Here is a 23,823-nt window from a genome sequence, read left to right as displayed (position 1 = left end):
TGGGCGCTGGCAAAGCAGCACTTAAGGTGTCGGAATAAAAGGCGCTCCGTCGCAATAGACGTTGCCGGGCAAAACACCTCTGACGGCAATTGCCAAGGGCGGCGATTGAACCACTTGCCCGAAAGTATTCAGCGTCGTATAGCTGAAATACATCACGCCTCTGCCGATGACCCGCATGGTGGTCGAGTAGGGTACGTTCACGGTCTGGCCCACTGTGGCAGCGTCCGGTGAAATGGTTACTGTGAGAGTCACCGGGGGAGCAATGAGGATTGAACCGTCGTCCTGTCGGCTGAGTACGCAGGTCAATGTCGCCGACGTGTTAAAGCGCAGCAGTATAGAGGGCGGGAGAAATACCTCAATAAACCGGTTTGCGTAATCCCCGCTCACTGGCTGCGGCGAGTTGCAGGTGAGGTTGCCGTTATTCAGGTTACGCACCACCGGCGCTGGCAACTGCATCAAAGGCGAAAAGTTGAGGGTGAGAGTCCTTTCAGGCCCCAAAGTGGTATTTGCGCCGCTGGTGACCCTGAACCGGAATGAGGCTTGCACGTTATTGATGGTGGTGCCCGGAAGGTAGCCCTGCACTTGCGCTATGGTCACAATAAACCGTAGCGGTAACGGCTGCCCGGTGTAGATCAGGGGCGTGGTCATGGGGTTGGTCGTACCCAGCATTACAGTCACAGCATCACCGTTTTGCAGACCGTTGGCGCTGTCCAGCCACATCTCGATCCCGCCTTGCCCGCTTTGGTTGACCTCCCCCAAGGTCACCGTGTTGTCGGGCGCAGCCGCGTTGGTCACGCGTGGTGCCGCGATGTTCGACGCTATTATTCGCAGCGCCACCATCACCTCAAGAATCAACGAATCCCGAGCTCGGTTGCCGGCCTGGTCCACAAGGCGGTAGGTCAGTTGCTGCCTGCCGTTGCCGCGAGCGCGAATAACTGACGCTGGAACGGGCAGGTAGCGAACGGCTGGGTAGTCGGGCAAGTTGACTACAATGTTGGGCGCTACGGTGTAAGCCACCTCCATATGGCTGTCGGTGTTGCCATAGTAGGGAACATACCTCAGCCCTGTTTGGGCATTGGTCACCGCGTGTTCAGGAATTCGGAACATAACGGGGTCATTGTTGGCCAGATAGTCGTCTGTAATGATCGGCATTGCCAGGTTCGTTGGCAGCAGTGGGCGCGGCGCGGTGATGACCTCGTAACCGAACGGCGGGGTTCTTTGGACCCGCAAGGGAGTGCTGGCGGTCGCGCTCAGAACGTTGTCACCGTCGTCCACCGTATAGGTGAGTCGGTACTCGCCTTCATTGCCCACCATGCGGCGCGGAACGTCTACATTAATCGCCCCGGTGGGATAAGTAGAATATCGCTGGAAGGCCACTGCTTGGTATTCACCCGGCGGTGGGGTTTCAATGAACACCATGATCCGGCACTGAGCCCCGGGAGAACCGGGTTGCGGCAGCGGCGGGATCAAAACTTTTACGTCACTCGCCGCCGCCCGCAGCGGGATCAAACCGTCGGTATTCGGGATAGCGTCCACCACGGAAAGCGGCGGCAGCCTGGGTATTGCGTTACGAATCAAAAACAGTGAGCCTGCACGTACTTGTTCGTTAACTAAATTATCCATGTCGGTTACTTCCATCGTGTGTAGGGACACTCCCTTGTCCCGAATACCCGCTGGGCGAAAGTGGTACGTGCAAGTAAGCACGCGCTAGTCATTGATGAATACTGTCAGAACTAACAGGGAGAGGACGTGCGCGCATTGCTCTGTTTATAGCGGTGATAAAAAACCGCAGTCTGACACTCAGGGATTAGGCCAACCGGCCGTTAAAGTGATGGCAATGTGATACATCGCTGCCGGTGTGTGCTTAACTGTCGCCAAGCAGGCACTGTGCCATCACTCTTCTGCGTGTCGGAGCTTTACCTTTGTTGCGCGTGTCCGCTGTGCGTGTCAGTCATTTTCTTCCTTCGCTGCTGCTGTTGTTGGCGGGGCTCTCGGCTGCGTACGTTAAAGACCTGAATGTGTTTTTCACCTCGCTATTCAACGTGCTGCCAACCCTGGTGCTGCTGCTCGGCGGTGCGTACTGCGCGGTGTATCGTCGCCAGCGTGAACTGTTCCTGATGATCACGGTGTATGTCGTTTACTTCCTGTTGGACACCCAGACCGATTATTACCGCGACAACGGCCGTGTGCGCGACGATGCGGCGGTGGTCTTTCATCTGTGTTGCCTGTTGTTGCCGCTGCTGTTCACTACTTATGCGCTGTGGCAGGAGAAAACCCATCTGTTCCGCGACTTCGTTGCCCGCTGCGCAGTGCTCTTCGCCATCGGTAGCGTGGCCTTGGCGCTTGAGCAAAGTTTCCCGCAGGCCTTGCTGAACTGGCTGGCGGAGATTCGCTGGCCGGCCTTGCATGGCAGTTGGATGAACCTGATCCAACTGTCGTATCCGATGTTCCTGGTGGGTTTTGTCGCCCTGGCGGTGCAGTACTGGCGCCAGCCGCGCCCGTTGCACGCGGCGCAACTGGTCGGGCTGTTGGGGTTGTTCTGGATGTTGCCGCAGACGTTCATTCTGCCGTTCACCCTGAACATCATTTGCAGCCAGGTGATGTTGATGATCGCCGCCGGTGTGGCCCATGAAGCCTATCAAATGGCCTTTCGTGATGAACTGACCGGTTTGCCGGGGCGGCGCGCACTCAATGAGCGCATGCAACGGCTGGGGCGTAATTACGTGTTGGCGATGACCGACGTTGACCACTTCAAGCGCTTTAACGACACGCATGGCCACGACGTGGGCGACCAGGTGCTGCGCCTGGTGGCCAGCAAACTGTCCAAGGTCAATGGTGGCGGGCGCGCGTACCGTTATGGCGGTGAAGAGTTTGCCGTGGTGTTTGCCGGCAAGACGCTGGACGAATGCATGCCGCATCTGGACGAGATCCGCGAGGTCATCGCCACCTATGACATCAAGCTACGCAACGCGGACCGTCCGCAGGACGACCAGCAAGGCCGCCAACGCCGCACGGCCAGCGGCGCATCGAGTGTGTCAGTGACCGTGAGCATCGGCGTGGCCGAGCGCCAGGCCGAGCAGCGCACCCCCGAAGAAGTGCTCAAGTCCGCCGACCAGGCGCTCTACGCGGCCAAGGGCGCCGGGCGTAACTGCGTGGTCGCCGCCGGGCAAACCCGTCGTGGCGCCGTGCGGATGGAGAGTGCTGCCGGTTGAGTGATGGTGGTGTATTCAGCGGTTCTACAATGATTGTTTGCGGCGGTGGCCAGCAGTAGCTTGAAACCATCTGCTGCCGGAGACATTGCCATGCCTGACTACAAAGCTCCCTTGCGCGACATGCGCTTTCTGATCGACACCGTGTTCGACTTCCACGGTCACTACGCTGCCTTGGGCGCGACCGACGCCAGCCCGGATATGGTCGGTGCGATCCTCGAAGAAGGCGCCAAATTCTGCGAGAACGTGCTGTCGCCGCTCAATCGCAGCGGCGACGAAGAAGGCTGCCATTTCGAGAACGGCGTGGTCACTACACCCAAAGGCTTCAAGGAAGCTTTCGCCCAGTACGTGGAAGGCGGTTGGCACGGCCTGGCCGCAGACCCGGCCTACGGTGGCCAGGGCTTGCCGCACTCGCTGGGCCTGGTGCTGAGCGAAATGATCGGCTCCAGCAACACGTCGTGGGGCATGTACCCTGGGTTGACGCATGGCGCGATGGCAGCGATTCATGCGCACGGCACCGAGGAGCAGAAAGCCACCTACCTGCACAAGCTCACCGCCGGCGAGTGGACCGGCACCATGTGCCTGACCGAAGCGCATTGCGGCACCGACCTGGGCCTGATCAAAACCCGCGCCGTGCCACAGGCGGATGGCAGTTACGCGCTCACCGGCAGCAAAATCTTCATATCAGCCGGCGAGCATGACCTTAGCGCCAACATTATCCACCTGGTGCTGGCCAAGCTGCCGGATGCCCCAGCGGGCACCAAAGGCATCTCGTTGTTTATCGTGCCCAAGTTCCATGCGGATTCGGGCGAGCGCAATGCGGTGCACTGCGGCGCCATCGAGCACAAAATGGGCATCAAGGCCTCGGCGACCTGCGTGCTGAACTTCGACGGCGCCAAGGGCGTGCTGATTGGCGAGGCGAATAAAGGCCTCAATTGCATGTTCACCATGATGAACCACGCGCGTCTGGGCACCGGCATGCAGGGCCTGTGCAATGGCGAGGCGAGTTTTCAGGGCGCGATCAAATACGCCAACGACCGCCTGCAAATGCGTTCACTCAGCGGCGCCAAGGCGCCCGAGAAAGCCGCCGACCCGATTATCGTGCACGCCGACGTGCGCCGCATGTTGCTGACCATGAAAGCCCTCAACGAAGGCAACCGCGCGCTGGCCTATTTCACCGCGCAATGGCTCGACACCGCGCACCTGAGCCAAGACGCCGCTGAGCGCCAGGAAGCCGAAGACGTGTTGGCGTTCCTGACGCCCATCTGCAAAGCCTTTATGACCGATACCGGGCTGGAAGTGACCAACCACGGCATGCAGGTATTCGGTGGCCACGGCTATATTCGCGAATGGGGCATGGAACAACTGGCGCGTGATGCGCGGATTGCGCCGATCTATGAAGGCACCAACGGCATTCAGGCGCTCGACCTGCTCGGGCGCAAGGTGCTCGGTAGCCAGGGCAAGCTGCTGCGCGGGTTTACCAAAATTGTGCATAAGTTCTGCGCAGCGAATGCCGAGCACCCGCAGCTCAAGGCGCATGTGGAACAGCTCAATCAACTGAACCAGCAATGGGGCGAGCTGACGATGAAGGTCGGCATGGCGGCGATGAAAAACCCGGATGAAGTGGGCGCGGCAGCCGTGGATTACTTGATGTACAGCGGTTACATCATTTTGGCCTACCTGTGGCTGCGCATGGCAATCGCGGCGCAGGCTCAGGTCGATGACGCCGCGTTTGCCCACGCCAAATTGGCGACGTGCGATTTCTACTTCAAGCGCCTGCTGCCGCGTACTGCAACGCACCGCGCCGCGGTGGAGGCGGGCAGCGAGTGCCTGATGAGCCTGCCGGCGGAGGCGTTTGCCCTGTAAGCGTAAATGACTCAAAGGGTCCATCTGTGAATCCTGGCGTGACTTATAAATACTTGCTGGTCACGAACGGACCCTATGTGTCTGAAAAGTTGTTCGGGTACACTCGGAGCCTGTAAAACCGATCTTACCGAATCACTTTTCATGTTCTCACGAGGTTTGCCATGGCTGATTACAAAGCGCCGCTGCGTGATATGCGCTTCGTCCTCAACGAAGTTTTTGAGGTCGCCAAAACGTGGGCCCAATTGCCGGCATTGGCAGACGCCGTGGATGCCGAAACCGTCGAGGCCATCCTCGAAGAAGCCGGCAAAGTCAGCACCAAAACCATTGCCCCGATCAATCGCGGTGGCGATGAACAAGGCTGCCGCTGGGCGGACACTGTTGTCAGCACGCCGGACGGTTATCCACATGCCTACAAAACCTACGCTGAAGGCGGTTGGGTGGGTGTAGGTGGCGACCCGGCGTTCGGTGGCATGGGCATGCCCAAGGCGGTATCGGCGCAAGTCGAAGAGATGATCAACTCGGCAAGCCTGGCGTTCGGCCTGTACCCGATGCTGACGTCCGGCGCCTGTGTGTCGATCAACACTCACGCCAGCGAAGCGCTCAAGGCCACCTATCTGCCGAAAATGTACTCGGGTGAGTGGGCCGGTTCCATGTGCCTGACCGAAGCGCATGCCGGTACGGACTTGGGCATTATCCGCACCAAGGCCGAGCCTCAGGCCGACGGCTCCTACACCCTCAGCGGCACCAAGATTTTTATCACCGGTGGCGAACACGACCTCACCGAAAACATCATCCACCTGGTGTTGGCCAAGCTGCCGGATGCACCGGCGGGTCCGAAGGGTATCTCGCTGTTCCTGGTGCCCAAGTTCATGGTCAATGCCGACGGCAGCCTGGGCGCGCGCAATGCGGTGAGCTGCGGCTCGATCGAACACAAGATGGGTATCCAGGCGTCGGCTACCTGCGTGATGAACTTTGACCAGGCCGTCGGCTATCTGGTGGGCGAGCCGAACCGTGGTTTGGCGGCGATGTTCACCATGATGAACTATGAGCGCCTGGGGGTGGGTATTCAGGGCCTTGCGTCGGGTGAGCGGTCTTATCAAAACGCCATTGAGTACGCCCGTGACCGTCTGCAAAGCCGTTCGCCGACCGGCGCGCAGGCCAAGGACAAAGTCGCCGACCCAATCATCGTGCACCCCGACGTGCGTCGCATGCTGTTGACCATGAAAGCTGCGAACGAAGGTGGCCGTGCGTTTTCCACGTATGTGGCAACCCAGTTGGACATCGCCAAGTTCAGCGAAGATCCGCGCGCCCGCGAGCGTGCAGACAGCCTGGTGGCGTTGCTGACGCCAGTGGCCAAGGCGTTTCTCAGCGACTTAGGCCTTGAAACCACAGTGCTCGGCCAGCAGGTGTTTGGCGGCCACGGCTACATCCGCGAGTGGGGCCAGGAGCAGTTGGTGCGTGACGTGCGCATCACGCAGATCTACGAAGGCACCAACGGCATTCAGGCGCTGGACTTGGTGGGGCGCAAGATCGTCGGCAGCGACGGTGCGTTCTACACCTTGTTCGCCGAGGAGATCCGCCAGTTCATCGCCACGGCAGGCGCCGAGCTGGGCGAATTTACCCGCCCGCTCAGCGCAGCCGTGACGCACCTGGATGAATTGACGGCGTGGGTGCTGGACCGCGCCAAAACCAACCCGAGTGAAATCGGCGCGGCGTCGGTGGAGTACCTGCATGCCTTCGGCTACATGGCTTATGCCTATATGTGGGCGCGCATGGCCAAGGCGGCGTTTGGCAAAGAGGCTGAGGAAGACTTCTATGCCAGCAAGCTGGGCACTGCACGTTTCTACTTTGCCCGCTTGCTGCCGCGTATTCACTCGCTGAGCGCTTCGGTAAAAGCCGGTAGCGAATCGCTGTTCCTGATGGATGAAGCGCTGTTTTAAGGGCGAAAAGAGTGTGTAAGCATTCTCTTACACGACGTGCTGCTATTCGTCCTCTATCGCCAAATTGGATCCACGGATAATCTACTTCACATGGACGTAGCGCAGGAAGCGCAAAGAAACAACACGGACACGTAGGATTCTGCCAGGACGGCGGAGTGAAATGGATGTCAGGGAAACAGTCTGCAAAACCCCGCTTCGGCGGGGTTTTCTTTTGCCCGCGAAAAAGTCAGGCCTGCGCCTGCGGGGCATTCATTACGTCCTCGAGCAAGGTGCGCAGCAATGCCATCGTTGCTTGCTGGCGCTGCACATCGCGGCACACCAAGCCCACTTTCAGCGGCACTCTCGGTTCACTCAAGGGTTTCCACAGCAGCAACTGGCTATTGTGTTCGTCCTGGGAGCGCCCAGGCAGCACCGTCGCCAATTGGGTATGCGGCAAACTGTCGAGAATCCCCGCCATCGTATTCAGCTCGGCCTGCACTTGCGGGCGCCGCCCCAGATTAGCCAGCTGGCCCTGCCAAATCTGCCGTATTTGAAACTCCTCCCCCAACAGCAACATTGGCAACTCGGCTGCCTGTTTCAGCGAAACTTTCTTGAATTCGCGCAGGGGATGGTCGTCCGGGATCACCACTTTTAACTCATCTTCATACAACAGCACGCCGTGTAAACCCGGCTGGCGTGGCGGCAGGTAACTGATACCAATATCCAGCGAGCCGTTGAGCAGCCGGCGTTCAATTTCAAGCCCGGTCAGTTCGTAGATCTGCACCACCAAATGTGGCTGCGCTTTGCGCACGCGTTCGAGCATTTGCGGAACCAGGCTGGTGTGCACGGTTTGCAGCACGCCAATGGCCAGCGTGCGCATTGCCTGTCCCTTGAAATTGCGCAAGGCTTCGATGGCGTGTTGCATGCCATCAATCAACGGCAAGGCGTGGTTGTACAACGTGTGCGCGGCCAATGTGGGCAACAGGCGCTTGCTGCTGCGCTCGAACAAGCTCACGTCCAGGTTCTGTTCGAGTTGGCGAATCTGTTGCGACAGCGCCGGTTGGGAGATCGACAGGCGCTCGGCTGCGCGGCCTACGTGGCCTTCTTCATAGACCGCGACGAAATAACGCAGTTGTTTGAAATCCATAAGGTTTACTTATCGAAAAAGCTCGAAAATCGAAATGGCCGATGAGGGCTGAGACGCCTAGTCTAGCGCCTATTCGCAGGGATTACAGGGCCGGATCGGGCAATGAATAGCGTTTGTGTTGAAGGTGTTTACATAGGCAAGGCAACAAACATCAATGCAGTTTTTGCGGGCAGCACAGACCAATGTCCGGTTGCCATTGGGAGGCACCTGTGAATCTGTTCCGTCGCCCTGTGCCAAGCCTGGACGATTTGCTGCTGAATGCGCGGCACAAGGACCTGCCCGGCGAATCGCTGATGCGCACCGTAGCCAGGCCAGCGCAGGTCTTTGTGCGCGGCCAAGGGGCTTGGCTCTGGGACAGTGATGGCCGTGCCTACCTGGATTTCAGCCAGGGCAACGCCGCCAACAGCCTTGGTCACAGCCCCCAGGTGTTGATCAAAGCTCTGGCCGATCAGACCCACGCCTTGATAAACCCCGGGAACGGCCTGCACAACCGTGCGCAACTTAACCTCGTCGACCGCCTCTGCCAATGCACCGGCAGCGATCAGGCCTACCTGCTCAACAGCGGCACGGAAGCCTGCGAAGCGGCGATCAAGTTGGCGCGCAAATGGGGCCAACTGCATCGTGGCGGCGCTTATCGCATCATCAGCGCCAGCAACGCTTGCCACGGCCGCAGTTTTGCGGCGCTGGCAGCCTCGGCGGGCGCCAGTGCAAACCGCTTTGAACCGCAATTGCCGGGTTTCAGTCACGTACCGTTCAACGACCTGCCGGCGTTGCACGCGGCGGTGGATGCGCAAACCGTCGCAATTATGTTGGAGCCGATCCAGGGCGAAGCTGGCGTGGTGCCCGCGACAGAACACTACCTCAAGGGCGTTGAGCGCCTGTGCCGTGAACTGGGCATCTTGCTGATTCTCGACGAAGTGCACACCGGCATCGGTCGCTGCGGCACCTTGCTCGTGGAAGAGCAGTACGGCGTGCGCGCCGACATCCTCACCCTCGGCAAAGGCCTGGGCGGCGGCGTGCCTTTGGCCGCATTGCTGGCGCGCGGCAAGGCCTGTTGCTTCGAGGTGGGAGAATTGGAAGGCACCCATCATGGCAATGCATTGATGGCAGCGGCCGGCGTGGCAGTACTTGATGCGGTGTCAGAGAACGGCTTTCTCGAGCAGGTGCGTGAGTGCGGCCTTTACTTGGGCGAAGGCCTGGCCCGAGTAGCCTATCGCTATGACCATGGCCCATTACGCGGCCATGGCCTGATGTGGGGGCTGACATTGTCGGATGACTCTGCAGATGCAGTGGTAAAGGCAGCGCTGCACGAAGGCTTGATCCTCACCGCGCCGCAGCCCAACTGTTTACGCTTCACCCCGGCCTTGAACGTCGGCAAAAACCACATTGACGACATGTTGCTGCGCCTCGCGCGTGCCTTTGCCCGTGTACGCACTGCCCAATTGCACTGCCGCAAAGGCATTGCTGTTTAACCGCCTATTTCTGAACCGTCTCGCGGCATACGCGGCGCCTCCAGCCTGATTCTTTTGGCTGGGGGCGTTTTTTTGTGCGTGACATTTTTGGACTGCAATGATCGCTTGAGACTGGGTGGAAAGCATGGCTTTTTAGCGGGCGTCGGCAAGGACTGCCGAAAGGGCTCGCACATTTTTTGCTTGCTTCATTTCTAATCTATACCACTGGGTGGTATGTTTTGAGGAAGGGATGACCATGAAGCTAAGACCAGCTTCTGTTCGCTAAGCAGCACCAAAGCAACATCAGTCAAAAGGATCTGGTCGGGCTTCGGGCGATTGCAAAGACCTATGAAGGTTTAAATCAAGCACAGGTCCAGCAGCTACTGGATATGAAGGAGTTTGTGGAGATACATCATGACCAGAAAATATGAAAGTGAAGCGCTGGAGTCCGTTCATCAATCGGCCGAGGCGTTGTATTCGATTGGCGCCATCAGCAAGACCACGCTCCGAGAATTCGACGCGATGTGCTTTGCACCTGCACCGGCACAAATCCCGGCCGAGCAAATCAAACAACTGCGCGAAAACAGCCACGTCAGCCAACCGGTGTTTGCCCGCTACCTGAACACCAGCGCCTCTACCGTGAAAAAATGGGAATCCGGCGAGAAGCAACCCAGCGGCATGGCGCTCAAGTTGCTGAGTATCGTACAAAAGCACGGCCTGGAAATTCTCACCTGAAGATGGCGCAATGCCAGAACCCACTGAACCCTCACGAGCGCCCAAGGTCGATTAGCTACACGGCTCACACGAGCCGATTTTTTGGAGCTGAACCCATGGACATCATTCGTATCATCATCGCCATTCTGCTGCCGCCACTGGGTGTGTTCATGCAAGTGGGTTTTGCTGGCGCGTTCTGGCTGAATATTCTGCTGACCTTGTGCGGTTATTTCCCCGGCATCATTCACGCCGTGTACATCATCGCCAAGCGCTGAGGCCTTTAGCCTTTTGCGATGAGCCGTGAGTTGCGCTCGTTGCGAAAGGCCAATTGCTCAATAGTCTGAGTGGCGTGTTCGGCTTCTTCCCGCGCTTGCAGGATGATGCCGTGCTGCTCGGACTTGCTGCACACCGGATCAGCGTTGCTCGCGTCCCCCGTGAGCATGAACGCCTGACAACGGCAGCCGCCGAAGTCTTTTTCCTTTTCATCGCATGAACGGCACGGCTCAGGCATCCAGTCGTAACCGCGAAAGCGGTTGAACCCGAACGAGTCGTACCAGATGTGCTGCATGCTGTGATCGCGCACGTTGGGAAATTGCACAGGTAGCTGTCGGGCACCGTGACAGGGCAGGGCAGTGCCGTCCGGCGTTACCGTCAGAAATAGGCTGCCCCAGCCATTCATGCAGGCTTTAGGGCGCTCCTCGTAGTAATCCGGCGTCACGAATATCAGCTTGCACGGGTGGCCTTCGGCTTCGAGCTTGGCGCGGTATTCGTTGGTGATGCGTTCGGCACGCACCAGTTGTTCTTGCGTCGGTAACAACCCCACACGATTGAGCTGCGCCCAGCCGTAGAACTGGCAGGTGGCGAGTTCGACGAAGTCCGCCTCCAGGGCGATGCACAACTCGATGATGCGGTCGATCTTGTCGATATTGTGCCGATGCGTGACAAAGTTAAGCACCATCGGATAGCCGTGCGCTTTGACCGCGCGGGCCATTTCCAACTTTTGCGCGAACGCTTTTTTCGAGCCGGCCAGCAGGTTGTTCACTTGCTCGTCACTGGCCTGGAAACTGATCTGGATATGGTCCAGCCCGGCCTTTTTGAAGTCGCTGATTTTCTGCTCGGTGAGGCCGATGCCGGAGGTGATCAAGTTGGTGTAAAAGCCCAGCTTGCGCGCCTCGGCAATCAGCTCGGCGAGGTCTTGGCGCACCAGTGGCTCGCCACCGGAAAACCCCAGTTGCGCCGCGCCCATCTCCCGCGCTTCGCGAAATACCTTGATCCATTGCTCGGTACTCAGCTCTTTGCCCTGCTCGGCAAAGTCCAGCGGGTTGGAGCAATACGGGCATTGCAACGGGCACCGATAGGTCAACTCGGCGAGCAACCACAGCGGCAGGCCAATGGCTGGCGTCTCAGGCAAGGGTGATCCAGTGCTCAGCACGGGCGACCTCCATGAATTGCTCGATGTCTGCGGCGAGCTCTGGTACGCCGGGGAACTGTTTGTCCAGTTCGACGATAATGGCAGCCACGTCACGCTCGCCGTCGATCAAACCACCGATCAACGCGGCGCTGTCATTGAGCTTGATCATGCCTTCCGGGTAGAGCAATACGTGGCCTTTCTGCGCGGGCTCGTACTGGTAGCGATAGCCCTGACGCCACGTCGGTTTTTTGCTGCGATCAAAGCTCATAGGGTGATCCCTTTATGCCATACCCGCTGCTCGGTCACGCTGTGATAGGGCGGGCGGTTGAGTTCGTAGGCCATGCTCATGGCGTCGAGCATGCTCCACAGGATGTCGAGCTTGAACTGGAGTATTTCCAGCATCCGCTCCTGGCCTTCGCGGGTGGTGTAGTGCTGCAGCGTAATCGCCAAGCCATGTTCCACATCGCGGCGGGCCTGGCCCAGACGGGTACGGAAATATTCATAACCGGCAGGGTCGATCCACGGGTAATGCTGCGGCCAGCTGTCGAGGCGCGATTGGTGAATCTGCGGCGCGAACAGTTCGGTCAGCGAGCTGCTCGCAGCTTCTTGCCAACTGGCACGGCGGGCAAAGTTGACGTAGGCATCCACCGCAAAACGCACGCCGGGCAGCACCAGCTCCTGGGAGCGCAGTTGGTCCGGGTCGAGGCCGACGGCCTGGCCCAAACGCAGCCAGGCCTCGATACCGCCGTCTTCACCGGGCGCGCCATCGTGGTCGAGCAGGCGCTGGATCCACTCACGGCGGATCTCACGGTCCGGGCAGTTGGCGAGGATCGCGGCGTCCTTCAGCGGGATGTTCACCTGGTAGTAAAAACGGTTGGCGACCCAGCCCTGGATCTGCTCGCGGGTAGCGCGACCTTCATACATCGCCACGTGGTACGGGTGATAGATATGGTAGAAGGCGCCCTTGGCCCGCAACGCCTGCTCAAAGGCTTCGCGCGTCAGCGGTGTGTCAGTCATTTGGTTTGCTCCTACAATTGGATGCTCATGCCGTCGTAAGCCACTTCGACATTGCGCCGCACCAGTTCCGCTCGCTCGGGGGAGTCTTCATCGAGGATCGGGTTGGTGTTGTTGATGTGAATGAGCACTTTGCGTTGCTTGGGCAATTGCTCCAGCACTTCGAGCATGCCGCCGGGGCCGTTTTGCGCCAAGTGGCCCATCTCGCGGCCGGTGCGCGTGCCGACGCCACGGCGCTGCATTTCGTCGTCATCCCACATCGTACCGTCCACCAGCAGGCAATCGCTGCCGGCCATAATCTCCAGCAACGGCGCATCGACTTTGCCCAGCCCTGGCGCATAGAACAGTTTGCCGCCGGTGCGCAGGTCTTCGACGATCAGGCCGATGTTGTCGCCCGGGTGCGGGTCGAAGCGGTGTGGCGAGTAGGGCGGCGCGGCGCTGCGCAGCGGCAGTGGCGTGAAACGCAAGTTGGGGCAGGCCGGAATGGTGAAGCTGGCGTCCAGCTCGATACGGTTCCAGGCCAGGCCGCCGTTCCAGTGGGTGAGCATGGTGAACAGCGGAAAACCGCTGCTCAGGTCTTCATGGACCATGTCGGTGCACCACACTGAGTGCGGGCAGCCTTCACGCAGGCTCAACAGGCCGGTGGTGTGGTCGATCTGGCTGTCCATCAGGATGATCGCGCTGATGCCGGTATCGCGCAGCGCGCGGCCGGGTTGCATCGGCGCAAAGCTCTGCAGTTGCGCGCGAATATCCGGCGAAGCATTGCACAGCACCCAATTCACGCCATCGTCCGAGATCGCGATAGACGACTGAGTGCGCGCGTGCGCCCGTAGGCTGCCGTCGCGAAAACCCGCGCAATTCACGCAGTTGCAGTTCCACTGCGGGAAGCCACCGCCGGCGGCGGAACCTAGAATCTGGACAAACATGGTCGCTCCATCAAGCACAGCTCAAAACAAAAACGCCCCGGGCGAACCGAGGCGTTGTATTACTCAGCCAATTAACGGCTGGCGAAGTACATGGTGACTTCGAAACCGATGCGCAGGTCGGTGTAAGCAGGTTTTGACCAGGTCATATTCATACTCCTATCAAGGGATGGGACTTTCATTACCGAGCAATACATATAGTCCACCTCCAGTCGGAGATGTTCAGATAGTGCGTACGGATATTACGCAATTCTTTTCCAGTTAGCGCTGTCTTGGCGGAAAAAGCCTTTTGCAGTGTCGGCAATGATCAGCCCGCAGACGCCTCGATATCGATGATGCGCGGGCCGTTGGCCACGTAGTGCCAACCGCCTTTGGCGTCGTTGAGTTGCTTGGCCGCGTGCCTTAAATCCTCGCGTGTACAGGCTTTGATCCGCTGCTGAAGCTGTTCAAGATACCCCGGCAGATGGTCCGCCAGGTGTGCGTGCCACAGCAGGTCGGCGGCCTGTGCGATGGGCAATGTTTTGACACAGAATTGTTGCGCCAGGTTCTGGTTGCCCAAGTCAGTACTGCCCTCGATCAGCGTCGGCAGTTGGGCCAGGAACGTGTGCAGGTGAGCGACGATTTCAGCCAGCGAAACGCTGGGGGATTGCACGCCAAATAGCAGGCCGGTTTGCCCGTTGATCTGTCGGATGTGGCTGAATACCGCGTAGCCAAGTTGCAGCTCGACGCGCAGGCGCTGAAAAAACGGCCCTTGCAGCAGATGCCCGAGCAATCGCCAGGCCGCCTCATCAGCCAGAGAGCTCGTCGGCGTTGGGCAAAACAGCAGCAGGGCGGCTTCACGGGTGTCGGTTTTTACCGCGTGCCAGAGGTGCTGGCCTTCAAGCTTTTGCGCCGTGTAGTCGAGGCTTGCCGGCTGCCCCGGCAAGCGTGCGGCTGCGGTTTTGATCGCCGCTTCGCAGGCGGCGGGCAAACCTGCCCCCAGCCATTGCCAGCGTGCACTGGCCCATGACGCTGGCGTCGCGCTGGCCTGCGCATTGACGGCGGTGCAGCAGGCGGGCAGCGCCTTGAGCAACGCTCGAATCGCGATCATCGGCGCCGCGGCGGGTTGCGCCACGTGTGCATCGGTGTGGTTCAGGCTGCTCGCCAGCGCGTCGAGCACTGCCGGCATCGGCTCATGAAGGCCGATCATTTTTACCCACCAGTCATTGCCGGTGGTTTCGCAGGACAGCTCGACACCGGCCTGACGGGCCTGCTCGCGCAACGGCTGCAATGTACTTTCCAGCCCAGCCGGTACGGCTGAATCAAACCGCCAGTGCAGGTACAGCGCGCCTTCATCGCTGTCATCCGGCAAGGCTTGGCTAAAGGTCAGCGGCGACACTTCCCGTCGCCCCCGCGAGCGATCTTGAGCAAAGGTACGCAAGCCACGGTGAGCGCTGGTTTGGCCGCGAATCAGCCCGGCGCGCTGCTCTTTGACCGGTGGGCGCAGGAGCGGGTTGTGCGGCGGCAGTTGCCATGCGTGTTCCGAGGGCGGCAGGTGCAGTGAATCAAGCATCGTCTTCAGCGCGCCGAAGCCCTGTTCCGAAAGGCCTTGGCTGGTATTTCGAGCCAATGCGAGCGGGCCTTGGATCTGTTGTTGGCGAGCCGCAATCAGCGCGTACTCTTCGCGCAGAGAGGTCCAATTGCTCTGTGCGAAAAAGCTCAGCCAGTCGCGTAGCAGCACCTCGATGTGTGCGGCTCTATTGCAGTCGGGATCAAGCGTCACGTCAATATCCAACAGCGCTTGCCCGGCGAAGTGATAAAGCACAGACGCCTGCAGTGCAGTGGCCAGCTTTTGCGCTTTCAGCTCAGCCAGCAAGCCGCCGGGCGCCGATGCGTTGAGCCAGGTGCACAGAAAATCCAGTGCCTCGCCGGGTGCGTCAGCGGTAATCACGTGGTGCAGATGATCATTGGCGATGTGTTGATAGCCGCGCGCCTGGCCTTGCAGCAAGGCTGGCGGAGCGGCCTGCGGGTGCGCAGGCCCCGAGGTTAATGCTTGGCTGAAACACTGGGCCAACGCTTCCAGCTCGTGTAGCGGCTGCGGGCCGGCGAGGCTCAAGGTCATCTGCCCACTCTGATAGAAATGCGTGTGGAATGCCCGCAGCGCTTGCTGAAATGCCTCGCGCTCCACCGGCAGGCTGTCGCGGTTACCCATATGAAAGCCGCGCAGCGGGTGAGCAGCCGCCAAGCCCTGCAGCAGCGCGACCTCCTGTTGCGCCTTGGCATCTTGCGACCATGCAACAAACTCTGCGTGCAGCACTTCGCGCTCACGCAGTTGGTCTTCAACCGCCAGGCGCGGGTGCGTCAGCATGTCGGCCAGCCGCTCCAGCCCGTCAGCAAACGTGGCTATCGGCACTTCAAAGAAGAAGTCTGTGGTGCGCTCACGGGTGCTGGCGTTGACCTGCCCGCCATGGCGCTGCACGTAGGCCATCAAGCCTTCGCGCGTGGGAAAACGCTCAGTACCGAGAAACAGTAAATGCTCAAGAAAATGCGCCAACCCTGGCCAGGCCAGTGGCACGTCATGGCTGCCGGCGGCCACCCGTAAAACTGCCGCGCAGCGCTTCAAGCGCGGCGCATGGCGCAAGGAAACCCGCAGGCCGTTGGCCAGGGTCAAGTGAAGGTGATGAGGGTGGGCCGGCGCAGGCATGGGCACTTCCGAAACGTGGGAAGTGCCAATGCTAACGCATCCCGCCAAATCAGGTCAGATCAGGGCTTGTATAGTGCGCCGTACAGCTCGGGGCGACGGTCTTGCAGGTAGTGATTGGCGGCGCGAGCGTCGAGGATCGACTGGCGCTCCAGTACCCCGACGATCAACGCTTCGTCCAGGCCAGCCTGGGCGATGCGCTGGCCATTCGGCGCGGCAATGCTGCTTTGCCCACAGTACTGAATATCGCCTTCCTGCCCACAGTAGTTGGCGTAGGCCACATAACACTGGTTTTCAAACGCCCGCGCCCGCACGGTCACATCGGCGACGAAGTCGAACGGCACCATATTGGCGGTGGGCACCAGGATCAGCTCGGCACCGGCCAAGGCCAGGCGCCGCGTATTTTCCGGAAACTCCAGGTCGTAGCAGATCAGCAACCCAAGCTTCCAGCCGTTCAATTCCACCAGCGGGAAGTCATCCCCACCGGCGCTGAACATCGCGTGGTCCAGGTCGCCAAACAAGTGAGTTTTGCGGTAGTTGCACAGGCGCTGGCCGTGGGCGTCGATCAACTGCACGGCGTTGTAGATCTGCCCATCTTCGGCCCGCTCCGGGTAGCCGTACAGAATCGCCAGCCCGGCGCTTTTGGCAAGCGCGGCAATCGCCTGTGCCGATGGCCCATCCTGCGCTTCGGCCAGCGCGCCAACGGCTTCGGCGCCGATGTTGTAACCGCTGAGGAACATCTCCGGCAGCACCAGCACATCGGCCCCCGACGCCTCATGCGCGAGTTGGTGCAGGCGTGTCAGGTTGCCGGCCACATCCAGCGGCAACGGCGGGCATTGGTACAAGGCAACGCGCATGTTCAACTCCTTAATCGGCCAGGGCGATCGGCCCGATTTCGTCAAATACATCACCCGGCCCCGGGTTTTCCGGGTGAGTGCTTCCGCCAAAGTGGGTCATGATGCCCCACACCGCGTTCAGTGAGGTTTGCACCGCGCCCTCCACCCAGGCTGGGGTCCACGACACGTCGTCACCGGCGATAAAAATTCCGCGTTGCTCGGCGGGCATGTCCTTCTGCATGAAGTGCGCGTACATGCGCTGGTTGTAGCGATAGTGGCCAGGCAACGCGCCTTTGAATGCCCCGAGAAAATGCGGGTCGGCCTCCCAGGACACGGTAATCGGGTCGCCGATAATGCGCGCCTTTATGTCGACTTTCGGGTAGATCTTTTTCAGTGCGTCGAGGGCCAGCTTCACCCGCTTGTCGATGGGCTGAGGGAGCATCTTCAGCGCGTCGCTCATCCACGAGTACGACAGGCAAATCACTCCCGGCTTGTCGTCACCGTTGTCGAATTTGCCGTTTTCAAACAAGTACGTGCCGCGTGTCAGGCGATCGGTAAGCGTCATGCTCATCAGGTCGCGGCCGGTCTCCGGGTCTTTGTCTTTCCAAAATGGACGGTCGACCATCACGAAGGTTTTCGACGACTGCATGTAGCGGGTTCGGTCGAGGGCCATCCACATTTTTTGCGAAAACAGGGTTTCGTCGCAGTCGATCTGAGTGGTCAGCAGCCAGCTTTGGCAGGTGGTCAGCACCGCAGCGTATTCGCGCGTGTCGCCATAGTTATCGGTCACTGCAAAACGGCCACCTGCCGCGTGCGCAATGCGCTTGACCCCGGCCCGTGGCGCGCCATGGTGCAACGAACTGAGGCTGGTACCGGCTGGCCAATGCGCGCAACGCTCCGGTACATGGCGCCAGATACCCATGGGCACTTGCGCTACGCCACCGACCACCAAGTGCTGATGGTCGTCGCAGTTGGTCATGACTACGCGGAAAATTTCGAGCATGGAATTGGGGAAATCCGAGTCCCAGCCGCCGGTGCCGAAACCCACCTGGCCAAACACTTCGCGGTGCGCGAACGACAGTTTGGCGAAGGCTTTGGAAGTGGCGACGAAATCATAGAAGGTGCGGTCGTCCCACAGCGGCACCAGCTTGTTCCACAGCGCTTTGAGGCGCGGCACGTCGCGGTCGCGGATGGCTTGCTGAATGTCACCGAATTGCGAGCCGGCTTCCAGCGCATCGGCCCAGGCATCTGCGACTTCCTGAAACAGCACTGGCAAGTCGGAGAGTTTTTCGGCGTAGTGGGTCTGGCCTTCCAGGTCGACCACGGTGCTGCCGGAGGCCGGTGTCAACGGGTTGGGGAAGGGTTTAGTCTCCAGGCCCAGCTTGTCCACATAGTGGTAGAACGCGGTGGAGGACACCGGGAAACGCATGCCACCCAACTCGGCGATGATGCCTTCGGCCCCTTCAAATGCCTGAGAGCGCAGGCGACCGCCCATTTTCGAGGCCTCGTACACCACCGGCTTGAGGCCCAGTTTCATCAACTCGTAAGCGGCCACCAGGCCCGCAATCCCGGCACCGACAATCGCCACTTCGGCGCCGTGGTTGGCGGCCGGGATACTGCCCAAACCCGCCGGATGCTCAATCCAGTCATCAAAGGCAAACGGAAAATCCGGGCCAAAAATGGTGATGGGTTTTTTGCCGTCGGCAGGGTGGCGGTTGGTTTTGCTGATGGTGCTGGAAGGAATGCTCATGGCTGACCTTGCTGGCGACTCGGCGGCACGCGATCCACTGAGTATAGGAAAAGATGGCTGCCAGTTTAAGGAGCGTAGCGTCCGTTAATAAGACGCAAAGTGTCGTCGGAATGGATTGTTTTTAGTCAAAGTGACGAGGTATGTGGTCAGATTGGTTGGCCGCGGTCCAATTTGTTACTGAGGATGATCGAGGTGGTGGTTTTTTCCACCCCGTCGACGCTGCCGATCTGGTCCAGCAACTGATCCAGTTGCTCCGGCGAGTCGGTGCGCAGCCACGCCACGTAATCAAACTCGCCGCTCACCGCACACAACTGCTGCACTTGGGCCATGGCACTCAGCCTTTTCAGCACGTCCTTGCCCGAACGCGGTTGCACCGTGATCCCGACATACGCCTGCAAACCGCCATCGGTGGCACGTTGGCCAAGACGCACGCCATAGCCGGTAATCACCTGGGTTTTCTCCAGGCGCGCCAGACGTGACGTCACCGTGGTACGCGCAATTCCCAACTGACGGGCAAGCATCGCCACGCTTTCGCGAGCGTTGATCTGCAAGGCGGCAATCAGTTGGCGGTCGATTTCATCGAGGACGGGCAAAACGCAAGCTCCAGTGCGGGCGACAATGGAGTGGCATGTTACAGGCTTCGATCTGCGAGGCTAAGGCGCCTTGCAGACTTTCGCCGCAGCGGCGTCGTTAGGGACAAACGAATCGGGCGCGCCAGGCTTCAACACCACATACCCGCGCCGCCAAGGTTGGTCATCAACCAGCTTCCAGCGATGCCCTGAACCGGTATTGTCTTCGGCGACCAACACCTCACCGGGATGCAAAGTGAACGTCTCGCCACCACGGGTGGCAAATGCCAGCGTGCCGGACAGCGTCATCACGTACTGCGGCTCCGGGTCGTTATGCCAGCCGTACGCCGTATGCGCCGGGGTTTGCTTGAAGTGAATCGCGGTCACGTCGTTGCGCATGTTCTGGTCGATGGTTCCCTCCAACACGTGCGAGGCATTGTCCGCGCCCGTGCACAGCTTGAACGCCTTGATGGTCGCCGGGGCGGGTGTTGCGGCGTGTGCGCAGTTGAGGGTCGCGAGAGTGATAGCGACAGCGCCTGCGAAACGCGTGCTCAGGTTGAAGAGAGAGTGGAGTCGCGCGTGGGGTGAAAGGTTGGCTTGAGGCATGGAGCCGACTTTCCTCGTGTGGAGGTGGATGGCTGGCCATGGTCTGCGCAGGAGCGGTTGTGGGCAATTAACAAATCTTTCATTGCGAAGAAGGACCGGGGAGTCAGCGCCTTAAATTGTCAGACGGCAGAAACACGAAAGCCGCGCAGTGCGCGGCTTTGAGTATGGTGGGCCCAGTAGGACTCGAACCTACGACCAAGGGATTATGAGTCCCCTGCTCTAACCAACTGAGCTATAGGCCCTCAGTAGGCCGCGGATTATAACGATGGTTTCCCCTCTGTGCTATCCGAAAAATCCTTAACGCTCATACGAAGGAACTTCGTGGCAAAAATCTCGGGCGGCAGGGGCAGGCTGACGATGTAGCCTTGCATCTGTTCGCAGCCTTCGGCGGCGAGGAACGCTTGTTGCGCGGGGTTTTCCACGCCTTCTGCGATGAGGGTGAATTGCATGCTGTGGCCCAGCGCGATGATGGCGCGCACTATTGCGGCGTCGTGTGGGTCGTCGGGCAGGCCGCGTACGAAGGATTGGTCGATCTTCAGATAGTCCAGCGGCAGGCGCTTGAGGTAGCTGAGGGATGAATAACCGGTGCCGAAATCGTCGATCGCCAGTTGCACGCCCAGGTGTTTGAGTTGGTGCAGCACGTCGAGTGCTTCTTCGGCCTGGCTCATGATGAAGTTTTCGGTGATCTCCAGTTGCAGGCAGCCGGGCTCCAGGTGGTAGTCGCTCAGTAGTTGTTTGACGCGTGCCAGCAGGTTGGGGTGGCGCAGTTGTGCGCCGGCAAGGTTGACCGACAATGAGCCGAAGCCCTCGAAGGTTGTTTGCCACGCGTGCATTTGTCGGCATGCCTGTTCCAGCACCCAGTCGCCGATCTGCAGGATCATGCCGTTCTCTTCGGCGAGTGCGATGAAGTGCTCGGGTGGAACCTCGCCAAAGGTCGGGTGATGCCAGCGGATGAGTGCTTCGGCGCCGATCAGTTGTTGCGTCACCAGGCTCAGTTTTGGCTGGTAAAAAAGGCTCAGCTCTTTACGTTCGATGGCGCGGCGCAGTTCGTGTTCGAGTACCACGCGCTCGTTGGCCTGGGCGGTGAGGTCGCGGGTGTACCGTTCGACGCGGTTGCGGCCTTTGGCCTTGGAGCGGTACATCGCGGCGTCGGCGTTTTTGACCAAAGTGGAGACGTCGGTGCCGTCTTGAGGGTAGAGGCTGGTGCCGATGCTGGCGCTGATAAAAAACTCGTGTTCGCCAGCTTGAAACGGCGGTGTGAAGCAGGCGAGCAGTTTATTCGCCAGGTGGTGGGCATCGCTGGCTTGTTGCAGGCCGGGTAGCAGGATGATGAACTCGTCGCCGCCCAGTCGCGCCACGGTGTCGACGTCGCGCAATTGATCCTTGAGGCGCACGGCGATGCCCTTGAGCAACAGGTCGCCGATCGGGTGGCCGAGGCTGTCGTTGATGTGTTTGAAACGGTCCAGGTCGAGGAACAGCACGGCGCCTTGGCTGCCGGTTTCCTCTTGGCTGTTGAGGGCGGCCTGTAGTCGGTTTTCAAACAGCGTGCGATTGGGTAAACCGGTCAGTGGGTCGTGATGCGCCTGGTAGTCGAGACGGGCCTGGGCGTGCTTGAGGCTGGAGATGTCGGCAAATACCGCAACGAAGTGTGTAATCAACTGTTCGCGGTTGCGTACGGCGTTGATCGTCAACCAGCAGGGGTAAAGTTCGCCGTTCTTGCGGCGGTTGGAAATTTCTCCCTGCCAGTGGCCTTTGGCGGCCAACTGGTACCACATCGCAGCGTAAAACGCGCTGTCGTGCAGGCCAGAGGCAAGCAGGCGCGGCGTTTGGCCCAGCGCTTCGGTTTCGCTGTAGCCAGTGATCTCGCTGAAGGCGCGGTTGACGGCGCTGATGTTCTGCAGGGTATCGGTGATCAACACGCCTTCTTCGGTGCTCTCAAACACCGTGGCAGCCTGTTGCAGTTTTTCTTGCGTCAGTTGGCGTTCGGTGATGTCCCGGCCGATGGTCAGTATGCAGTCTTCATCGCCGATGGGCAGCGGCCGGCAGGACAACTCGCAGAGGCGAATCATGCCGTCGGCGCGGCGGAAACGGCAGATGAAATCACGAACAAAACCGTCGCGCCGCAGCAGCTCCAGCATGCGCTCGCGTTCATTGAGGTCGACCCAGAGGCCCAGCTCCACGCTTGATTGGTCCAGTGAGGTTGCATGGGTGAAGCCGGTCAGGCGGCTGAAACCCTCGTTCACTTCAATCAGCAACCCATCGCGCTGACGACTCAGCGACAAGCCGTCGGGTGAGGCGTGGAAGGCCTTGGCGAATTTCTGCTCGGAAAGCTGCAATGCTTCTTCGGTGCGCTTGGCTTCGCTGATGTCGATCATCAAGCCGCGCAGAACGGGCTGATGCCCGTGCTTGATCAGGCTGACAATATCGCGTACCCACACGCAGCGACCGTCGGCGGTGACCACTCGATAATCGACGCTGTGGTCACGATTGGCGTGGGTCTCGCGGTGGCAGTAGTCCTGCGTACGGGTTCGGTCGGCAGGGTGAATGATGGTTTGCCAGAAGCCTGGAATCAGCCAGTGCGCACGCGGGTAGCCGAGTAACTCTTCGGCATGCGGCGACACGTAGCTGTAAGTAAAGTCGGTGACATTGGCTTCCCAGGCAATGGCGGACAGGCTCTCCACCAGGCCGCGGTAGTGGTACTCACTGCTGCGCAGTTTTTGCTCAAGCGCTACCCGCCGGGAAATTTCCGAGCTCAGCCGGCGATTGATCCACATCACGATGGCCAGCAGGGTAGTCAGCAGCAGTACCGCAGGCAGGCCGTATATCAATAATTGGGTCCAAAACGCACGGTGATCAGTGAGGCTGCCTACCCAGTGTTGCTGGATTGCCTCGGTTTCGTCCGAGCTGAGGTCGGCAAGAACCTTGTCGAGGATGCCCACCAGCATTTTCTTATCCGGCGGCACGCCCATTGCCAGCTGGTAGCGGTAGGGCGTTTCGCCGCTGACGTATAAACCATCCAGCTTCAATTGGCGCAGGCTCCAGACACTGGACGCCAGGTCGCCGACCACGGCATCCACTTCATCGGTGGCCAGCGCTTGCAGCGTCGAGCTGACGTTGGGCATGGTCACCAGGTTGAGATCGGGATGATGGGTACGTAGCAACTCGTGAGTGGCGTAGTTTTCCACCACGGCAATCTTCAGTCCGTACAGGTCCTTGAGGTTGCGCGGTTTCGCACCGCCTTCATGGGCGAGGATGACAATGGGGAAGTCGAGATACGGGCGTGTGAAGGCCAGAAAACCCTGGCGTTCCGGGGTGGACATGATGCCGGGCAGCAGGTCGAGCTGGTTATTTTTGGCCTGTTCGAGCACGTCGGCCCAGCTCGCGTGCTCGACCCGTTTGATTCTAACGCCCAGGCGATCCTGGATCAGGCGCACGTAATCTGCGGCCAGGCCTTGATAGCGGCCATTTTCGTCAAGGTATTCAAAAGGTGGCCAAGCGTTGTCCACGCCAAGGCGCAGCTCTTGATGGTCCGCCAGCCAGCCACGCTCATCATCAGTGAGAGTCAACGCGCCAGCCGTCGCGGTCCAGGTCAGCAGCGATAGCAGTATCACGGTCGACAGTCTGGGCATAACGGTCTCGTTATGGCACGGGAATCTGTCGAGTGTAGACGGGCATTACGAGAGATGGGTGTTGCGCGGCAGTTAATCTATAGAAAGTAATCGATACAA

At 59.8% G+C, this 23,823-nt stretch carries 20 protein-coding genes and 1 tRNA gene; 7 read left to right on the top strand and 14 right to left on the bottom strand.

Annotation, left to right across the window (positions count from 1 at the left end):
* Positions 1-21: 21 nt before the first annotated feature.
* On the bottom strand, positions 22-1,623 hold the full coding sequence (locus ACOZK9_RS19745; RefSeq protein WP_421556382.1) for a hypothetical protein: 1,602 nt from the start codon (positions 1,621-1,623) through the stop codon (positions 22-24).
* 299 nt (positions 1,624-1,922) lie between these two features.
* Between ACOZK9_RS19745 and ACOZK9_RS19740 the strand changes: the two genes are divergently transcribed.
* From ACOZK9_RS19740 to ACOZK9_RS19730, 3 genes are all read left to right on the top strand, one after another.
* On the top strand, positions 1,923-3,212 hold the full coding sequence (locus ACOZK9_RS19740; RefSeq protein ID WP_152749338.1) for a GGDEF domain-containing protein: 1,290 nt from the start codon (positions 1,923-1,925) through the stop codon (positions 3,210-3,212).
* A 90-nt stretch (positions 3,213-3,302) separates the two neighbouring features.
* Positions 3,303-5,075 carry an acyl-CoA dehydrogenase C-terminal domain-containing protein gene (locus ACOZK9_RS19735; RefSeq protein WP_421556381.1) on the top strand — a complete coding sequence of 591 codons (1,773 nt, stop codon included), beginning with the start codon at positions 3,303-3,305 and terminating at the stop codon, positions 5,073-5,075.
* Between the two features lie 161 nt (positions 5,076-5,236).
* Complete coding sequence (locus ACOZK9_RS19730) at positions 5,237-7,015, top strand: acyl-CoA dehydrogenase C-terminal domain-containing protein (RefSeq protein ID WP_421556380.1); 1,779 nt, start codon at positions 5,237-5,239, stop codon at positions 7,013-7,015.
* 226 nt (positions 7,016-7,241) lie between these two features.
* On the opposite strand, the gene ACOZK9_RS19725 is transcribed toward ACOZK9_RS19730, so the two are convergent.
* Entirely contained in the window at positions 7,242-8,141 is a 900-nt protein-coding gene (locus tag ACOZK9_RS19725; RefSeq protein WP_058415241.1) for a LysR family transcriptional regulator, read from the bottom strand.
* Positions 8,142-8,350: 209 nt separating this feature from the next.
* Between ACOZK9_RS19725 and ACOZK9_RS19720 the strand changes: the two genes are divergently transcribed.
* The 4 genes from ACOZK9_RS19720 to ACOZK9_RS19705 all read left to right on the top strand — a co-directional run bounded on the left by ACOZK9_RS19720 (position 8,351) and on the right by ACOZK9_RS19705 (position 10,581).
* Positions 8,351-9,613, top strand: coding sequence for an aspartate aminotransferase family protein (locus ACOZK9_RS19720; protein WP_421556379.1), 1,263 nt, complete (start codon positions 8,351-8,353; stop codon positions 9,611-9,613).
* Positions 9,614-9,867: 254 nt separating this feature from the next.
* Positions 9,868-10,023 (top strand): type II toxin-antitoxin system RelE/ParE family toxin, encoded by a 156-nt coding sequence (locus ACOZK9_RS19715; protein ID WP_421556399.1) that lies wholly within the window; start codon positions 9,868-9,870, stop codon positions 10,021-10,023.
* Positions 10,007-10,327, top strand: a complete 321-nt coding sequence (locus tag ACOZK9_RS19710; RefSeq protein ID WP_421556378.1) for a helix-turn-helix domain-containing protein — start codon at positions 10,007-10,009, stop codon at positions 10,325-10,327. The genes ACOZK9_RS19715 and ACOZK9_RS19710 overlap by 17 nt, the downstream gene beginning before the upstream one ends.
* 95 nt (positions 10,328-10,422) lie before the next feature.
* Positions 10,423-10,581 carry a YqaE/Pmp3 family membrane protein gene (locus ACOZK9_RS19705; RefSeq protein ID WP_082649098.1) on the top strand — a complete coding sequence of 53 codons (159 nt, stop codon included), beginning with the start codon at positions 10,423-10,425 and terminating at the stop codon, positions 10,579-10,581.
* 5 nt (positions 10,582-10,586) lie between these two features.
* Here the strand turns inward: ACOZK9_RS19705 and pqqE are convergent, their stop codons facing one another.
* The 12 genes from pqqE to ACOZK9_RS19645 all read right to left on the bottom strand — a co-directional run bounded on the left by pqqE (position 10,587) and on the right by ACOZK9_RS19645 (position 23,724).
* Positions 10,587-11,717 carry a pyrroloquinoline quinone biosynthesis protein PqqE gene (gene pqqE / locus ACOZK9_RS19700; RefSeq protein WP_058415244.1) on the bottom strand — a complete coding sequence of 377 codons (1,131 nt, stop codon included), beginning with the start codon at positions 11,715-11,717 and terminating at the stop codon, positions 10,587-10,589.
* Positions 11,710-11,985 carry a pyrroloquinoline quinone biosynthesis peptide chaperone PqqD gene (gene pqqD / locus ACOZK9_RS19695; RefSeq protein ID WP_122251737.1) on the bottom strand — a complete coding sequence of 92 codons (276 nt, stop codon included), beginning with the start codon at positions 11,983-11,985 and terminating at the stop codon, positions 11,710-11,712. The genes pqqE and pqqD overlap by 8 nt, the downstream gene beginning before the upstream one ends.
* On the bottom strand, positions 11,982-12,734 hold the full coding sequence (pqqC, locus tag ACOZK9_RS19690; RefSeq protein WP_058415246.1) for a pyrroloquinoline-quinone synthase PqqC: 753 nt from the start codon (positions 12,732-12,734) through the stop codon (positions 11,982-11,984). Before pqqC ends, pqqD begins: the two co-directional genes overlap by 4 nt.
* Positions 12,735-12,745: 11 nt before the next feature.
* Entirely contained in the window at positions 12,746-13,657 is a 912-nt protein-coding gene (gene pqqB, locus ACOZK9_RS19685; RefSeq protein WP_058415247.1) for a pyrroloquinoline quinone biosynthesis protein PqqB, read from the bottom strand.
* Between the two features lie 71 nt (positions 13,658-13,728).
* Entirely contained in the window at positions 13,729-13,803 is a 75-nt protein-coding gene (gene pqqA, locus ACOZK9_RS19680) for a pyrroloquinoline quinone precursor peptide PqqA (protein WP_003194766.1), read from the bottom strand.
* A 158-nt stretch (positions 13,804-13,961) separates the two neighbouring features.
* Positions 13,962-16,337 carry a pyrroloquinoline quinone biosynthesis protein PqqF gene (gene pqqF, locus ACOZK9_RS19675; protein WP_421556377.1) on the bottom strand — a complete coding sequence of 792 codons (2,376 nt, stop codon included), beginning with the start codon at positions 16,335-16,337 and terminating at the stop codon, positions 13,962-13,964.
* Between the two features lie 59 nt (positions 16,338-16,396).
* On the bottom strand, positions 16,397-17,191 hold the full coding sequence (locus tag ACOZK9_RS19670; RefSeq protein WP_058415249.1) for a carbon-nitrogen hydrolase family protein: 795 nt from the start codon (positions 17,189-17,191) through the stop codon (positions 16,397-16,399).
* Between the two features lie 10 nt (positions 17,192-17,201).
* A complete protein-coding gene (locus tag ACOZK9_RS19665; protein WP_058415294.1) occupies positions 17,202-18,899 on the bottom strand; it encodes a flavin monoamine oxidase family protein in 1,698 nt (565 codons plus the stop codon).
* A gap of 167 nt (positions 18,900-19,066) precedes the next feature.
* A complete protein-coding gene (locus ACOZK9_RS19660; RefSeq protein ID WP_058415250.1) occupies positions 19,067-19,513 on the bottom strand; it encodes an Lrp/AsnC family transcriptional regulator in 447 nt (148 codons plus the stop codon).
* Between the two features lie 60 nt (positions 19,514-19,573).
* Positions 19,574-20,095 carry a cupin domain-containing protein gene (locus ACOZK9_RS19655; RefSeq protein ID WP_421556376.1) on the bottom strand — a complete coding sequence of 174 codons (522 nt, stop codon included), beginning with the start codon at positions 20,093-20,095 and terminating at the stop codon, positions 19,574-19,576.
* Between the two features lie 165 nt (positions 20,096-20,260).
* Positions 20,261-20,337: transfer RNA gene (locus tag ACOZK9_RS19650), tRNA-Ile, on the bottom strand.
* Between the two features lie 15 nt (positions 20,338-20,352).
* Complete coding sequence (locus tag ACOZK9_RS19645; protein WP_421556375.1) at positions 20,353-23,724, bottom strand: bifunctional diguanylate cyclase/phosphodiesterase; 3,372 nt, start codon at positions 23,722-23,724, stop codon at positions 20,353-20,355.
* Between the last annotated feature and the right edge of the window lie 99 nt (positions 23,725-23,823).

Origin of the sequence: Pseudomonas kitaguniensis, assembly GCF_049199985.1 — a bacterium.
GTDB lineage: Bacteria > Pseudomonadota > Gammaproteobacteria > Pseudomonadales > Pseudomonadaceae > Aquipseudomonas > Aquipseudomonas kitaguniensis.
The sequence above is the reverse complement of the archived record's forward strand: the minus strand, read 5'-3'. Positions and strand labels throughout refer to the sequence as shown.

Bases quoted from the DNA above. Each gene is read 5' to 3' on its own strand.
- ACOZK9_RS19745 (WP_421556382.1), bottom strand. From the start codon at position 1,623: ATGGATAATTTAGTTAACGAACAAGTACGTGCAGGCTCACTGTTTTTG.
- ACOZK9_RS19670 (WP_058415249.1), bottom strand. From the start codon at position 17,191: ATGCGCGTTGCCTTGTACCAATGCCCGCCGTTGCCGCTGGATGTGGCC.
- pqqF (WP_421556377.1), bottom strand. From the start codon at position 16,337: ATGCCTGCGCCGGCCCACCCTCATCACCTTCACTTGACCCTGGCCAAC.
- pqqB (WP_058415247.1), bottom strand. From the start codon at position 13,657: ATGTTTGTCCAGATTCTAGGTTCCGCCGCCGGCGGTGGCTTCCCGCAG.
- ACOZK9_RS19730 (WP_421556380.1), top strand. From the start codon at position 5,237: ATGGCTGATTACAAAGCGCCGCTGCGTGATATGCGCTTCGTCCTCAAC.
- ACOZK9_RS19705 (WP_082649098.1), top strand. From the start codon at position 10,423: ATGGACATCATTCGTATCATCATCGCCATTCTGCTGCCGCCACTGGGT.
- pqqC (WP_058415246.1), bottom strand. From the start codon at position 12,734: ATGACTGACACACCGCTGACGCGCGAAGCCTTTGAGCAGGCGTTGCGG.
- ACOZK9_RS19710 (WP_421556378.1), top strand. From the start codon at position 10,007: ATGACCAGAAAATATGAAAGTGAAGCGCTGGAGTCCGTTCATCAATCG.
- ACOZK9_RS19645 (WP_421556375.1), bottom strand. From the start codon at position 23,724: ATGCCCAGACTGTCGACCGTGATACTGCTATCGCTGCTGACCTGGACC.
- ACOZK9_RS19735 (WP_421556381.1), top strand. From the start codon at position 3,303: ATGCCTGACTACAAAGCTCCCTTGCGCGACATGCGCTTTCTGATCGAC.
- ACOZK9_RS19725 (WP_058415241.1), bottom strand. From the start codon at position 8,141: ATGGATTTCAAACAACTGCGTTATTTCGTCGCGGTCTATGAAGAAGGC.
- ACOZK9_RS19655 (WP_421556376.1), bottom strand. From the start codon at position 20,095: ATGCCTCAAGCCAACCTTTCACCCCACGCGCGACTCCACTCTCTCTTC.
- pqqD (WP_122251737.1), bottom strand. From the start codon at position 11,985: ATGAGCTTTGATCGCAGCAAAAAACCGACGTGGCGTCAGGGCTATCGC.